Source organism: Ancylobacter novellus DSM 506, from assembly GCF_000092925.1.
GTDB lineage: Bacteria > Pseudomonadota > Alphaproteobacteria > Rhizobiales > Xanthobacteraceae > Ancylobacter > Ancylobacter novellus.
The window spans coordinates 4,223,502-4,236,908 of record NC_014217.1; the positions used below are offsets into that span (position 1 = coordinate 4,223,502).

General features: G+C 70.1%; 16 protein-coding genes. 11 read left to right on the forward strand and 5 right to left on the reverse strand.

The window, feature by feature from the left end; all coding sequences use genetic code 11:
* Nucleotides 1–88 precede the first annotated feature (88 nt).
* The gene (locus SNOV_RS19870; protein WP_013168762.1) at nt 89–427 is read left to right on the forward strand and encodes a hypothetical protein; all 339 of its coding nucleotides are present in this window, start codon (nt 89–91) and stop codon (nt 425–427) included.
* Between the two features lie 115 nt (nt 428–542).
* Nucleotides 543–1,220: a YoaK family protein gene (locus SNOV_RS19875; RefSeq protein ID WP_013168763.1), complete on the forward strand. Its 678-nt coding sequence runs from the start codon at nt 543–545 to the stop codon at nt 1,218–1,220.
* 6 nt (nt 1,221–1,226) lie between these two features.
* On the opposite strand, the gene SNOV_RS19880 is transcribed toward SNOV_RS19875, so the two are convergent.
* Both SNOV_RS19880 and SNOV_RS19885 read right to left on the reverse strand, forming a co-directional pair.
* Nucleotides 1,227–1,577, reverse strand: coding sequence for a hypothetical protein (locus tag SNOV_RS19880; protein ID WP_013168764.1), 351 nt, complete (start codon nt 1,575–1,577; stop codon nt 1,227–1,229).
* A gap of 120 nt (nt 1,578–1,697) precedes the next feature.
* On the reverse strand, nt 1,698–2,294 hold the full coding sequence (locus SNOV_RS19885; protein WP_244412799.1) for a DUF6101 family protein: 597 nt from the start codon (nt 2,292–2,294) through the stop codon (nt 1,698–1,700).
* A 201-nt stretch (nt 2,295–2,495) separates the two neighbouring features.
* On the opposite strand from SNOV_RS19885, the gene SNOV_RS19890 reads away from it, so the two are divergent.
* The 5 genes from SNOV_RS19890 to lpxK are packed head-to-tail and all read left to right on the forward strand — an operon-like array spanning nt 2,496 to nt 6,699.
* Entirely contained in the window at nt 2,496–3,317 is an 822-nt protein-coding gene (locus tag SNOV_RS19890; RefSeq protein WP_013168766.1) for a 3'(2'),5'-bisphosphate nucleotidase CysQ, read from the forward strand.
* 27 nt (nt 3,318–3,344) lie between these two features.
* Nucleotides 3,345–3,593: a DUF4170 domain-containing protein gene (locus SNOV_RS19895; protein WP_013168767.1), complete on the forward strand. Its 249-nt coding sequence runs from the start codon at nt 3,345–3,347 to the stop codon at nt 3,591–3,593.
* A gap of 17 nt (nt 3,594–3,610) precedes the next feature.
* Nucleotides 3,611–4,378 (forward strand): lysophospholipid acyltransferase family protein, encoded by a 768-nt coding sequence (locus SNOV_RS19900; RefSeq protein ID WP_013168768.1) that lies wholly within the window; start codon nt 3,611–3,613, stop codon nt 4,376–4,378.
* Nucleotides 4,379–4,390: 12 nt separating this feature from the next.
* Entirely contained in the window at nt 4,391–5,686 is a 1,296-nt protein-coding gene (locus SNOV_RS19905; protein ID WP_013168769.1) for a 3-deoxy-D-manno-octulosonic acid transferase, read from the forward strand.
* 5 nt (nt 5,687–5,691) lie between these two features.
* The gene (gene lpxK, locus SNOV_RS19910) at nt 5,692–6,699 is read left to right on the forward strand and encodes a tetraacyldisaccharide 4'-kinase (RefSeq protein WP_013168770.1); all 1,008 of its coding nucleotides are present in this window, start codon (nt 5,692–5,694) and stop codon (nt 6,697–6,699) included.
* Between the two features lie 7 nt (nt 6,700–6,706).
* Here lpxK and SNOV_RS19915 read toward each other — a convergent pair whose 3' ends face one another.
* Nucleotides 6,707–6,931 (reverse strand): DUF2093 domain-containing protein, encoded by a 225-nt coding sequence (locus SNOV_RS19915; RefSeq protein ID WP_013168771.1) that lies wholly within the window; start codon nt 6,929–6,931, stop codon nt 6,707–6,709.
* A 96-nt stretch (nt 6,932–7,027) separates the two neighbouring features.
* On the reverse strand, nt 7,028–8,572 hold the full coding sequence (gene xseA, locus SNOV_RS19920) for an exodeoxyribonuclease VII large subunit (RefSeq protein ID WP_013168772.1): 1,545 nt from the start codon (nt 8,570–8,572) through the stop codon (nt 7,028–7,030).
* Between the two features lie 266 nt (nt 8,573–8,838).
* Here xseA and SNOV_RS19925 point away from each other — a divergent pair, with 266 nt between their 5' ends.
* The 4 genes from SNOV_RS19925 to SNOV_RS23170 all read left to right on the forward strand — a co-directional run bounded on the left by SNOV_RS19925 (nt 8,839) and on the right by SNOV_RS23170 (nt 12,800).
* Nucleotides 8,839–9,786, forward strand: a complete 948-nt coding sequence (locus tag SNOV_RS19925; RefSeq protein ID WP_013168773.1) for a glycine--tRNA ligase subunit alpha — start codon at nt 8,839–8,841, stop codon at nt 9,784–9,786.
* Between the two features lie 24 nt (nt 9,787–9,810).
* A complete protein-coding gene (locus SNOV_RS24170) occupies nt 9,811–10,137 on the forward strand; it encodes a hypothetical protein (RefSeq protein ID WP_013168774.1) in 327 nt (108 codons plus the stop codon).
* A gap of 157 nt (nt 10,138–10,294) precedes the next feature.
* A complete protein-coding gene (glyS, locus tag SNOV_RS19935) occupies nt 10,295–12,358 on the forward strand; it encodes a glycine--tRNA ligase subunit beta (protein ID WP_013168775.1) in 2,064 nt (687 codons plus the stop codon).
* Nucleotides 12,359–12,641: 283 nt separating this feature from the next.
* Nucleotides 12,642–12,800, forward strand: coding sequence for a DUF3096 domain-containing protein (locus tag SNOV_RS23170; RefSeq protein ID WP_013168776.1), 159 nt, complete (start codon nt 12,642–12,644; stop codon nt 12,798–12,800).
* A 121-nt stretch (nt 12,801–12,921) separates the two neighbouring features.
* Here SNOV_RS23170 and SNOV_RS19940 read toward each other — a convergent pair whose 3' ends face one another.
* Entirely contained in the window at nt 12,922–13,317 is a 396-nt protein-coding gene (locus SNOV_RS19940) for a DoxX family protein (protein ID WP_013168777.1), read from the reverse strand.
* Nucleotides 13,318–13,407: the final 90 nt, after the last annotated feature.

Sequence of the window (13,407 nt, forward strand, 5' to 3'; positions counted from 1 at the left end):
TTTTTCGCTGTCCCATGGGGTTACGTCTGGCGTCGGAAAAGCGGCGTGCTATCGTTCAGCGTCGGTCTTCAACGCTCGGGAGTGCTTCATGCGTAGCCTTTCCGTGTCTTTCATCCTCTCCTTCCGCAAGATCGTCCTCGGCGCGGCCTTCGCGCTGGGAATGATCGTCGCCACCAGCCTTGGCGGCGGCACTGCCCAGGCCGGCGTCGCCACCCCGGCGCTCGGCACCTCGTCCATCGTCCTGCCCGCCACCGCCCCGCTCACCGAGAATGTGCGCTGGGTCTGCGGCGTCTGGCATTGCTGGTGGCGTCCGGGCTGGAACTACTGGTACGTGCCGCCTTATGCGCGCGCCTGGGGCCCGCCGGTTCGTCAGGGCTGCTTCTGGCGCCGCACCTGGGGCGGCGGCTGGGTGCACGTCTGCCGGTGATCCCGGCCTGACATCGAGCCGCGTCGCGGCCCGCGGAAAGGGCGCCCCTCGGCGCCCTTTTTCGCGCCTGTCCCAATGAACGTGCGAAGATGAGAAAGCTGGGGTGAGGATGCAGATGTTCCGCGCGGGCGGCCGCCCGCTGCTGTTCGCCAGCTTCGCCACCATCGTCGCCGGCTTCGTCGACGCGGTCGGCTATGCCTATCTCGGCGGGTTGTTCCTGTCCTTCATGAGCGGCAACAGCACAAGGCTCGGCATCCAGCTCGCCGATGGTCAGTGGGAGGTCGTGCTGGTCACGCTCTCCGTCATCGCCAGCTTCATCCTTGGCGCGCTCCTCGGCACGCTGGTCGCCGACGCCGCCCAGGAATGGAAGCTGGTGGCGGTGCTCGGCAGCGAGGTCGGGCTGTTCGCGCTCGCGATGGTGCTCACCGCCGCCGGCATCGGCAAGCTTTCGCTGCTGCCGGTCGCGGTGGCGATGGGCATGCAGAACAACGTGCATCAGGTCATCGCCGGCGCCGATATCGGCAAGAGCTTCGTCACCGGCGCGCTGTTCGGCTGCGGCCAGGCGCTGGCGCACTGGCTGCGCGGCAAGGAGCGGCCGTCCGAGGCACTGGCCTATGCCGGCTCATGGGCCTCCTTCGTCGCCGGCGCCTGCATCGGCGCGCTGCTGCTGGCGGCGGCGGGGCTGGTCCCGGCCATGGCGGCGGCGTGCCTGCTGCTGGCCGCTCTGACCGGGCTGGCCTTCCTGTTCCACGGCCATCTCATCCGGCCGCTGGCGAGGGAGGGCGGCGAGTAGGCCGGACTATTTGCGGCCTATCGTGGCGCGCGCCCTCGCGACCTCCGCCTCGCAGGTCGCGGTGTCGCCATTCGCCTCGGCGGCGCGGGCGCGGTCGAGCGCCTCCTGCGCCTGCTCCGCCTGGTCGCCGTCGCCGAGCTCGGCTTCGGTGCGGGCGATCTCGCCGGGCGAGGGATCGTGGCTCAGCAGCGCGCCCGTGGTCTCCGGCGCGCTCGGGCCGGCGGCGGCGAGCGCGTCGATGTACTGGTCAAGCTCGGACTGGGCCTTCGTCACCGCGTCGGCGCAGGGCGAGGCGTTGGCCGCCGGCGCGAAGCCGAGGAGAAGCGCGGCGGCGAGCGGGGTCAGCATGTGCTTCATGGGTCGAAACTCTGGCAGCGGCGGACGCGCGCATTCTAGCACCACGACGTTCCACCAGGGCGCGGCATTGGTGTCGGCCGTGCATACCTGATGATGGGTGCGGCTCGCTCCGTCGCGCGTTCAGTCCCTGGCGATCAGCTCGCGCTCGCCGCGATGCACGTCGAGCCCGGCCAGCGGCCGGCCGGCGGCGCGCCGCCGATAGACGCTGGGGCGGCGGTGCTTCAGCGGCCCGCGGCGCGGCCGGCGCGCCCGTGCGGCGGCGACGGTGAGGCGGCCGATCATCGGATAGGCCGGGCGGCGCGTGCCGTCGGCCTCGGTCACCAGCATGGGCAGGCTCAGCGCCTCGCTCCAGCCGCGCCATTCGGCCACCACGTCGTCGATATGCGGGGCGCTGTAGAGCGTGACCGACAAAACCGGATCGGCATGCACCAGCACGATGGCGACGCCCTCGTCGTCGCCTTCCGGGTCGAGCAGGGCCACCGCCAGCCCCCCATAGTCGGTGAGCGGCCGCTCGATCTTCATCGGCAGGCCAGCGACGCGGCGGCGCAGCGCCACCGCATCCGGCCACAGCGCGATGAGCCGCACGCCGTCATCGGCGCCCGGATCGAGCGACTGGAACAGGAGCGGCCATCCCTCCGCTCCGGTCGGACGTTCCAGCGCGACATAAGGATAGGCTGGATCGTGAGGCCAGGCCTCTGCCTTCTGCTGACGCATCATGCTCTCCCCGCCGATTTTCCGGCTCTATGGCCTCGGTCGTGGCAGCACCCTAGTCGCCCGGTACCCCCAACCCGCTTAAAGGAAATGGTTGACCGTTTCTTCGCGGCCGGAAACGGCGCCTATGCTTGATGAAACCTTGTCGAAAGCGCCCGCCGTGCCGACATGGCGGTTGCGCATGCCGTCCGCGCCGACTAATCCCCGATGATGGAGCCATATCCCATTTCCGACCCTGAGACGCCCCGCCCGGACCCGCTCGCCGACCCGGCCATCGCCGCGCGGCATCTGGCGGACGCGGTGGTCGCCGCCGGCGCGGTGGCCGTCGCCATGTTCCGCGAGGGCGTGAAGTCCTGGTCGAAGCACAATGCCTCGCCCGTCACCGAGGCGGACCTCGCCGTCGACGTGATGCTGCGCGAGCGGCTCAGCCTCATCGGCCCGGAATATGGCTGGCTCTCCGAGGAGACGGTGGACGAGCCCTCGCGCCTGTCGCGCAAGCGCGTGTGGATCGTCGATCCCATCGACGGCACCCGCGCCTATATGGCCGGCGGGCCGGACTGGTGCGTCGAGGCGGCGCTCGTCGAGAACGGCCGGCCCATCGCCGGCGCGCTGTTCGCCCCGATCACCGAGGAGCTGTTCATCGCCGTGCAGGGCGGCGGCGCCACCCGCAACGGACGGTCGATCACGGTCTCGCAGATGGCGGAGATGGCCGGCGCGACGGTCGACGGCCCGGCGCCCTTCGTCAGTCACATCGACCGCAACGGGACGCTGCGCCGGGTGCCGCGCATCCGTTCGCTGGCGCTGCGCATCGCCCGGGTGGCGACGGGCGAGCTGGATGCGGCATTGGCGTCACCCAACGGGAACGACTGGGACCTTGCCGCCGCGGACCTTTTGGTGCACGAAGCAGGCGGACGCCTGACCACGCTGGACGGCCGTCCGCTCGCCTATAACGCGCCGGTGCCGCGGCACGGGGCACTGGTGTCCGCCGGACCCCTGCTGCACCCGACCCTCATGGTCGCGGCGCGCTGACGGCGCCCCGCATTAGGACGCAACCGCATGACCGAGACCAAGGCCAGTCCTCAGCTTCTCCATCTCGTCTTCGGCGGCGAACTCGAATCCATTGACGGCATCACCTTCAAGGATCTCGACAAGCTCGACATCGTCGGCGTCTATCCGAACTATGCCACCGCCCACGCCGCCTGGAAGGCGAAGGCACAGCAGACCGTCGACAGCGCGCAGACGCGCTATTTCATCGTCCATCTGCATCGCCTGCTGGATCCGGAAGCCAGCGCCACGACCCGCTGAACGCCGGCCCTTCCGACATGTGGCGTAGACTGCGCACCTCCCCAACGGTCCGCAACGTGCTCGGACGCACGATGGCGTCCTATCTGCGCCTCGTCTGGCGCACGCAGCGCGTGGTGATGGAGCCGGCCAATCTCTACGAGCTGGCCGACGCGCAGCTGCCGATGATCCTGACCTTCTGGCACGGCCAGCACTTCCTCACGCCCTTCCTCGTCAGGCCCTATCACCGCGCCCGCGTGATGATCTCGCGCAGCGCCGACGCCGACGTGAACGCCATCGCCGCCGAGGCGCTCGGCATCGGCGCGGTGCGCGGCTCGGGGGCGCAGGGGCGCGACTTCCGCACCAAGGGCGGCTTCAACGCCACGGTGGAGATGATCCGCCATTTGAGCGAAGGCACCAATGTGGCGATGACGGCCGACGTGCCGAAGATCTCGCGCGTGGTCGGCCTCGGCGTGATCACCATCGCCAAGCATTCCGGCCGGCCGATCTACCCGGTGGCCATCGCCACCTCCAACCGCATCCTCGCCAAGAGCTGGGACCGCGCCGCCATCCATCTGCCCTTCGGCCGGGCCGCCGTGGTCGCCGGCGACGGATTGAGGGTGCCGGCCGATGCCGGCCCGGAAGAGCTCGACGCCGCGCGCCGCGAGTTGCAGCGCCAGCTCGACGAGATCACCGCCCGCGCCGAGGAGCTGGTCGGGCGTCCGGCCAAGGCGCATGTGGAGCCGGCTAATCTTTCCCATGGCCAGCAGGCTCCGGGAACCGGCGCGCCCGGATCGCGCCTGCGATGACCGGGGCGCGGCATGGCTAAGGCGCGCTCCACCTTCCTGATCCGCCTCTACCGGATGGCGACCTGGCTGGCGACGCCCTTCATCGGCTTCCTGCTGGCGCGCCGGCTGAAGCGCGGCAAGGAGGACCCGGCCCGGCTGCGCGAGCGCTATGGCCGCGCCTCGGCGCCGCGTCCCAGGGGACCGCTCGTCTGGCTGCACGGCGCCAGCGTCGGCGAGATGATCGCGGTGCTGCCGCTGATCGAGCGGCTGCGCGGGCGGGGCTTCCAGGTGCTGTTCACCTCCGGCACGCTGACCTCGGCGCGGCTCGCCCGCACGCGCCTGCCGCCCGACGTGCCGCACCAGTTCGTGCCGCTCGATTCGCCGCTGTTCCTGCGCCGCTTCCTGAAGCACTGGCGGCCCGACCTCGTGCTGCTGGTCGAATCCGAGCTGTGGCCGAACCTGATCAACGAGGTGAGCGCGCGCGGCACGCCGCTGGTGCTGGTCAATGCCCGCATGTCGCCGCGCTCCTTCGGGAGCTGGCAGCGCGTCGGGCGCAGCGTCGCGGCGCTGCTGGCGCGGGTGGATCTGTGCCTCGCGCAGGGGCCGGACGATGGCGGGCGGCTGAAGAAGCTCGGCGCGCCGCGCGTCACCGTCACCGGCAACCTCAAATTCGACGCGCCGCCGCCGCCGGTCGACCTCGCCGCCTTCGACGCGCTGCGCGCCGCCTCGGCCGGGCGCGAGGTGCTGGTCGCCGCCTCCACCCATCCGGGCGAGGAGGAGATCATCATCGAGGCGCACAAGCGTCTCGCCAAGGAGATGCCGGGGCTTCTTACCATCATCGCCCCGCGCCATCCCGAGCGCGGCGTGGCGGTGGTGCAGCTCGCCACCGAGGCCGGCTGCCCGGCGGTGCTGCGCGGCGACGGCTACCTGCCGGACAAGGGCACCTCGATCTACGTCGCCAACACCATCGGCGAGCTCGGCCTGTTCTATCGGCTGGCCGGGGTGGCGCTGCTCGGCGGCTCGCTGGTGCGCAGGGGCGGGCAGAACCCGATCGAGCCGATCAAGCTCGACACCGCCATATTGCACGGTCCGCATGTCACGAATTTCAGCGAGCTTTATGCGAGGCTCGACGCCGAGCACGGCGCGGCGCCGGTGAGCGATGCCCGCACGCTGGCGGCGAGCGCCTTCATGCTGCTGGCGGACCGCGCCTCGCGCCAGCATATGATCGAGGCCGGACAGGCGACGGTCGAGAGCTTCGGCGGCGCGCTCGAGCGTACCTTGGCGGCGATCGATCCCTATCTCGTTCAGATACGTCTGGAGAGGCACTGACCGCGATGCGAGCGCCGGACTTCTGGTGGCGGCGGGAACGCAGCACCCTGGCGGCGCTGCTCTCCCCGCTCGGCGCCGCGGTCGGCGCCGCCACGCTGGCGCGCATGCGCCGGCCGGGCGCCGAGGTCGGCATTCCCGTGGTCTGCGTCGGCAACCCGACGGTGGGCGGCGCCGGCAAGACGCCGGCGGTGATCGCCATCGCCAAGCGGCTCATGGCCAAGGGGCTGCAGCCGGCCATCCTCACCCGCGGCTATGGCGGGCGGCTCAAGGGGCCGGTGAAGGTCGATACGCTGCTGCACAGCGCCGAGGATGTCGGCGACGAGCCGCTGTTGCATGCCCGCGCCGCGCCGACCTTCGTCGCCCGCGACCGGCTCGCCGGGGCGCAGATGGCGGCGCAGGCCGACGCCGACATCCTCATCATGGATGACGGCTTCCAGAACCCGACGCTCGCCAAGGCGCTGTCCATCCTCGTGGTCGACGGCGGAGTGGGGGTGGGCAACGGCCTGTGCCTGCCTGCCGGACCCCTGCGCGCGCCGCTGGCGCCGCAGCTGGAGCGGGCGCAGGCGCTGCTGGTCGTCGGCGAGGGCGCGCCGGGCGAGCGGGTGGCGCGCGACGGCTATGCCGCCGGCATCGTCGTGCTGCGCGGGCGCCTCGCGCCGGATGCGCAGGCGGTGGCGCGGCTGTTCGGCAAGCGGGTGCTCGCCTATGCCGGCATCGGCCGGCCGGCCAAGTTCTTCGACACGCTGCGCTCGCTCGGCATGCTGCCGGTGGCGACGCGCGCCTTCCCCGACCACCACGTCTACACGCAGACCGAGATCGCCGAGCTGCGCGCGCAGGCCGAGGAGGAGGACCTCCTCCTGGTGACGACCGAGAAGGACGCGATGCGCCTCGCCGGCAGCGAGATCGGCCAGGAACTGCTCGGCGTCTCCGACGTGCTGCCCGTGCGCATGGCGCTGGAGCCGCAGAGCGCGCGCGCGCTCGACCGCATGCTGGCGGGATTGGGAAACGGCTGAACGGCCGTCAGCGGCCGCGCGCGAGGTCGGGATGCAGCCGTGCCAGTACCGCTTCCGGACTGGCATAGGCTTCCTGAAGATCGACGCTCCAGTAGCGCAGCTCGTCGAGCGGGATCGGCTGGCCGGTCACGGCGCAGCGCACGAAGGTGCCCGGACGCACGACCCGGAAGTCGCCGTCGAGATAGCGCAACTCGGCCTCGCCGGAGGCGGAAAAACGTTCGAAGCGGTTCATGGCGCCGCTCTTTCCTGCTTGTTCAATGCCCGACAATAGCGGCCCGCCGGCACCGGCGGCAAGTCCGCGGGTTTGCCTGCCCGCGCGGCGGGGCGCTCAATTGCCGAACAAGGTGGGTTGGCTGTCCTCGTCCGGCAAGGCCCCACGGGGCTTGGCCGGCTTGCGCGCGGGCGGGCGCGGCGGCGTTCCTTCGCCGGTGGCCACCGCGCTGACGCGCCCGTCGCGGAACTCGATCTCCAGCGCCTGCCCGCTCGCGACCTCGGCCGCTGCATGCAGCGGCTCGCCATTGGCGTCGCGGACGAGCGCGTAGCCGCGCGCGAGCACGCCCTTGTAGGACAGCGCCTGCATGAGCTGCTCGAGCGAGCGCAGCTTGCGCGCCCGTTCCTCATGGCCGCGGCGCAGGCAGGGCGCGAGGCGGGCATGCACGCCGTTGACCCGCTCGCGGGCGCGGTCGATCCGCTCGCGATGGGCATTGGCATTGGCGCGCAGCGCGCTGGAGAGCCGCCCGGCGAACAGTTCGAAACGCTCGCGCCGGCGCTCCACCAGCACGGCGAGGCGCTGCGGCGCCAGGCGCCCCTCGGCACGGGTCAGCGCCAGCCGATGTGCCGCCGCATTGGCTTTCAGCGCGCGCGGCAGCCGCTGGCCGGCGATGTCGAGCCGCTGGCGCGGCAAGGCGAGCAGCGCATCGGCGCTCGGCAGCAGGCGGGAGAGCGAGCGCAGATCGGTGGCGCGGCGGTCGAGGCCGCGGGCGAAGCAGGCGCGCAGCCGCGCATGCAGCCCGGCCACCTCGGCGATCAGATCGGCGCGCACCGGCACCGCCATCTCGGCGGCGGCGGTGGGGGTGGGCGCGCGCACATCAGCGGCGAAGTCGATCAGCGTGACGTCGGTCTCGTGGCCGACGGCGGAGATGAGCGGGATCGCGCTTTCCGCCGCCGCCCGCACCACGCTCTCCTCGGAGAAGCCGAGCAAATCCTCCAGCGAGCCACCGCCGCGCGCGACGATCAGCACGTCCGGGCGCGGGATCGGCCCGCCGGGGGTGAGAGCATTGAAGCCGCGTATGGCGGCGGTGACCTCCGCCCCGCAGGTGTCGCCCTGCACCCTGACCGGCCAGACCAGCACATGGCGCGGGAAACGGTCGGAGAGGCGATGCAGTATGTCGCGGATCACCGCGCCGGTCGGCGAGGTGACGACGCCGATGACAACAGGCAGGAAGGGCGGGCGGCGCTTCCTCTCGCCGGCGAACAGCCCCTCGGCGGCGAGCCGGCGCTTCCTCTCCTCCAGCATCGCCATGATCGCGCCGGCGCCGGCGAATTCGAGCTGGTCGATGACGATCTGGTAGGACGACTTGCCGGGGAAGGTGGTGATGCGGCCGATGGCGACCACTTCCAGCCCCTCCTCGGGCCGCACCTTGAGGCGGCCGAACACGCCCTTCCACACCACGGCGTCGAGCCGGGCGTTCTGGTCCTTCAGGCTGAAATAGGCATGGCCCGACGAGTGCGGGCCGCGATAGCCCGAGATCTCGCCGCGCACCCGCACATGGCCGAAGGCGTCCTCCACCGTGCGCTTGAGCGCGCCGGAAAGCTCGGAGACGGTCCAGTCGGGGGCGTTGGAGATCGGCGATTCGGTCGTCGTGTCGGACATGTCGGATAGATAGTCCGTTTTTGCCGCTGACAAAACGAACACGAGGGCATGCCGAATGACACACGGAGCCCAGCCGTCACGCCGTCATGGCCGGGCTTGTCCCGGCCATCCACGTCTTCCTTGGCGCCAGGCGGAGTCGAAGTCGTGGATGCCCGGGTCAAGCCCGGGCATGACGTTGTTCAGGGTCGGAGGTCGCTCCAAGCTTGATCGGGAACCTTGCGCAGCCTAGGTTGCGCGCGATTTTCCCGCCAATCCGCCGAGCCTCCATGATCGATCCCACGCTGCCGCCCCATATGCGCCCCGACAAGTCGTTCCAGGGGCTCATCCTCGCGCTCCATGCCTTCTGGGCGGACAAGGGCTGCGTCGTGCTCCAGCCCTACGACATGGAGGTCGGCGCCGGCACCTTCCATCCCGCCACCACGCTGCGCGCGCTTGGGCCGCTGCCGTGGAAGGCGGCCTATGTGCAGCCCTCGCGCCGCCCCAAGGACGGGCGCTATGGCGAGAACCCCAACCGGCTGCAGCATTATTACCAGTACCAGGTGATCCTGAAGCCCTCGCCGGCCGATCTCCAGGACCTCTACCTCGCCTCGCTCGACGCCATCGGCATCGACCTCAGGTTGCACGACGTGCGCTTCGTCGAGGACGACTGGGAGAGCCCGACGCTCGGCGCCTGGGGCCTCGGCTGGGAGTGCTGGTGCGACGGCATGGAGGTGAGCCAGTTCACCTATTTCCAGCAGGTCGCCGGCTTCGAATGCGCCCCGGTCGCGGGCGAATTGACCTACGGCCTGGAACGCCTCGCCATGTATGTGCAGGGGGTCGAGAACGTCTACGACCTCAACTTCAACGGCCGCGAGGGGGCCGAGAAGGTCACCTATGGCGACGTGTTCCTGCAGGCCGAGCAGGAATATTCCCGGCACAATTTCGAGCATGCCGACACCGACATGCTGTTCGAGCAGTTCCGCATGGCCGAGAGCGCGGCGGCGAAGTACCTGGAGGCCGGCTGGGCCGACGACAGGGCCCGCCATCTGATGGCGCAGCCCGCCTATGACCAGTGCATCAAGGCGAGCCACGTCTTCAACCTGCTGGACGCGCGTGGCGTCATCTCGGTGACCGAGCGCCAGAGCTACATCCTGCGGGTGCGCGAGCTGGCCAAGGCCTGCGGCGCCGCCTGGCTCGCCACTGCCGCGGGCGGGGTCGACGCCGTAAAAGCCTGATCCCTTCCGGCCCTGAGCCGCCCCTTGACCAGCCCGTCCCTCGCCGCGACCGCCGACCTGGCTTCCACCGCGTCGGCGCAGACGGGCCCGCGGGAGCGGCCGGGCAAGGTGTCGCCGCGCCTGCTGCTCGCCGGCGTCATCGGCAACACGCTGGAATGGTACGATTTCGCCGCCTATGGCTTCCTGGCGGCGGTGTTCGCGAAGAACTTCTTCCCGACCTCCGATCCCTTCGTCGGCCTCATCTCCGCCTTCGGGGTCTTCGCCGCCTCCTTCCTGATGCGGCCCATCGGCGGCATCGTCTTCGGATCGACGGCCTCACCGCCCGCACCTCCCTGCAGATCAACACCCTGACCATGGTGCTGCTGCTCGTCGTCTGCCCGCTCGCCGCCGCGCTGACCATGACCGAGCGCGCCTCCACCCCGCTGCGCTGACTTCGCTCTCCCTTTGCGCGCCGCGCCGTGCTAGGGCGTCCGGCGTTCTTCCCCCGCAGCCGACGTGACCCGCGCCCATGCCCGATCTTCTGCTCGAACTGTTCTCCGAGGAAATCCCCGCCCGCATGCAGGCGGGCGCGGCGGAGAATTTGCGCAAGCTCGTCACCGACGCGCTGGTCGAGCGCGGCCTGCTCTATGAGGGCGCCAAGGCCTTCGTCACCCCGCGCCGCCTCGCCCTGGCGATCCACGGCCTGCCCGCGCACCAGCCGGACACGCATGAGGAGCGCAAGGGCCCGCGCGTCGGCGCGCCGGAGGCGGCCATACAGGGCTTCCTCAAGGCGGCCGGGCTGTCCTCGCTGGACGAAGCCAAGATCGTGAGCGACCCGAAGAAGGGCGATTCCTACGTCGCCCATATCCATCGCCATGGCCGCCCGACGCCGGACGTCGTCGCCGAGATCGTCCCGGAGATCGTGCGCGGCTTCCCCTGGCCGAAGTCGATGCGCTGGGGCAAGGCCTCGGCCGAGACCGGCAGCCTGCGCTGGGTGCGCCCGCTGCAATCGATCCTCTGCACCTTCGGCCCGGAGACCGAGGAACCGGAGGTGGTGCGCTTCGAGATCGACGGGCTGGAATCCGGCGACACCACGCGCGGCCACCGCTTCCTCTCCGAAGGCGCGATCAGGGTGCGCCGGCTCGACGACTGGATGGCCAAGTTGGAGGCCGCCTTCGTCGTCGCCGACCGCGACCGCCGCAAGGACATCATCCTCAATGATGCCAAGGACCTCGCCCTGGCGCAGGGGCTGGAGCTGGTCGAGGATGAGGGGCTGCTCGACGAGATCGCCGGCCTCGTCGAATGGCCGGTGGTGCTGATGGGCGCGTTCGAGGAAGGCTTCCTCGACGTGCCGGACGAGGTGATCCGCGCCACCATTCGCATCAACCAGAAATGCTTCGTGCTGAAGGACCCGGCCACCGGGCGCCTCGCCAACCGCTTCATCCTGGTGTCGAACCTCAAGGCCAGCGACGGCGGCAAGGCCATCGTCGCCGGCAATGAGCGCGTCATCCGCGCGCGTTTGTCGGACGCCAAGTTCTTCTGGGAGACCGACAAGAAGACCAACGCCGCCGTGCCGCTGGAAGAGCGGCTGGCGAAATTCGGCAACGTCACCTTCCACGAGAAGCTCGGCTCGCAGCTCGAGCGCATCCAGCGCATCGCCGCGTTGGCGAAGGCGCTGGCGCCTCTGGTCGGGGCCGATCCGGAGCTCGCCGAGCGCGCCGCGCTCTACGCCAAGAGCGATCTGCGCACCGAGGTAGTCGGCGAATTCCCCGAAGTGCAGGGCCTGATGGGCAAATACTATGCCCGTCTGGAGGGGCTGCCGGAGGAGATCGCCCTCGCGGCCGAGGAGCACTACAAGCCGCAGGGCCCGACCGACCGCGTGCCGACCGCGCCGGTCTCCGTCGCCGTGGCGCTGGCCGACAAGCTCGATACGCTGGTCGGCTTCTGGGCCATCGATGAGAAGCCCACCGGGAGCAAGGACCCCTATGCGCTGCGGCGGGCGGCGCTGGGCGTGGTGCGGTTAGTGCTGGAGAATGGACTGCGGTTGAAGCTCACCGAATTCGTCGAGCCTGACCTCCTCGCCTTCTTCGCCGACCGCCTGAAGGTTCATCTGCGCGAGCAGGGCGCGCGGCACGATCTCGTCGACGCGGTGTTCGCGCTGCCGGACCAGGACGACCTCCTGCTGATCGTCAAGCGCGTCGAGGCGCTCGGCCGCTTCCTCAGCTCAGAGGACGGCAGGAACCTGCTCGCCGGCACCAAGCGTGCGGCGAACATCCTGCGTATCGAGGAGAAGAAGGACGGCATCGCCTATGAGGGCGGCGTCGATACCGCGCTCTTCGCCGAGCCGGAGGAGCGCGCGTTGGCCGATGCCATCGCCGACCTGCGCCCGCAGATCGAGGCGGCGCTGGCGAGCGAGGACTTCGAGGGCGCCATGGCGCTGATCGCCCGCCTGCGCGCGCCGGTCGACGCCTTCTTCGACAAGGTGACGGTGAACGCCGAGGACAAGGCGCTGCGCGCGAACCGCCTGCGCCTGCTCGCCGATATCCGCACCGCGACCCGCGCCATCGCCGATTTCGACCGCATCGAGGGCTGAGCGGGGCGGCGGACGTCATCCCGCCTTTTCGCTCCCCAGCCAGCAACCTCATCCTGAGGTGCGAGCGTAGCGAGCCTCGAAGGATGGTCGACACCGTGCACCCGGACGAGCATCCTTCGAGGCCCGGCCTTCGGCCGGGCACCTCAGGATGAGGGCCATTGGACTGGAAAGGGAGATACGCGGCCGGGCGCCAGCGCGGGAAATCCCTCCGCTCCCTCACGGAAAAGCTGGAACTTCGCCCGCGTCTGACGCTTATTGAGTTACCGCCTCGGGGAGTTCGCACATGGAAATCAACATCGTCAGCATCCAGCCGATCGTCGCGCTGATCGCCGGCATCCTCATCCTGGTGATGCCGCGCCTGCTCAACTACATCGTCGCCATCTACCTGATCTTCATCGGCGTGATGGGCCTGCTCGGCCGCTCCGGCCACATGCCGTTCTGAGCCCTCGACATCCGTCATCCCGGCCGAAGCGCAGCGTGAGCCGGGATTGCTCTCCGTCCTGCATGCGATCCCGGATACGGCCTGACGGCCGTTCCGGGATGACGTCATTGCAGGGGCGACCTCACGCGTCGCGCGAGCGCAGCGCGTCGATGCTCCACGGGCCGGGGCCGGCGAAGGTGAGGTAGAAGAAGACGAAGCAGTAGAGCGCCGCCAACTCGCCGCCATTGACGATCGGGTAGAAGTCCTGCGGCGCGTGCACCATGAAATAGGCTACCGCCGTCATGCCCGAGAGGATGAAGGCGGTCGGGCGCGAGAACAGCCCGATCAGCAGCAGCACGCCGCCGACCAGCTCGAAGATGCCGGCGATGCCACCGGGGGTGGTCAGGCTGATGCCGCTCGCCTGGGTCTGAGGGAAGCCGAGGATCTTGGTGGTGCCATGCTGCAGCAGCAGCAGGGCCGAGGCGATTCGCAGCAGGCTGAGGACGTGCGGGGCCAGTCGGTTCAACGTGCCAGTCATGGAATGTCCCTTGGCTGAAGTGGGTTGCCGGCGCCGCGAGCCTGCCTGATTGCTGACCTCGCGGCAATCGGGTGCCTCCCCGATGGGACG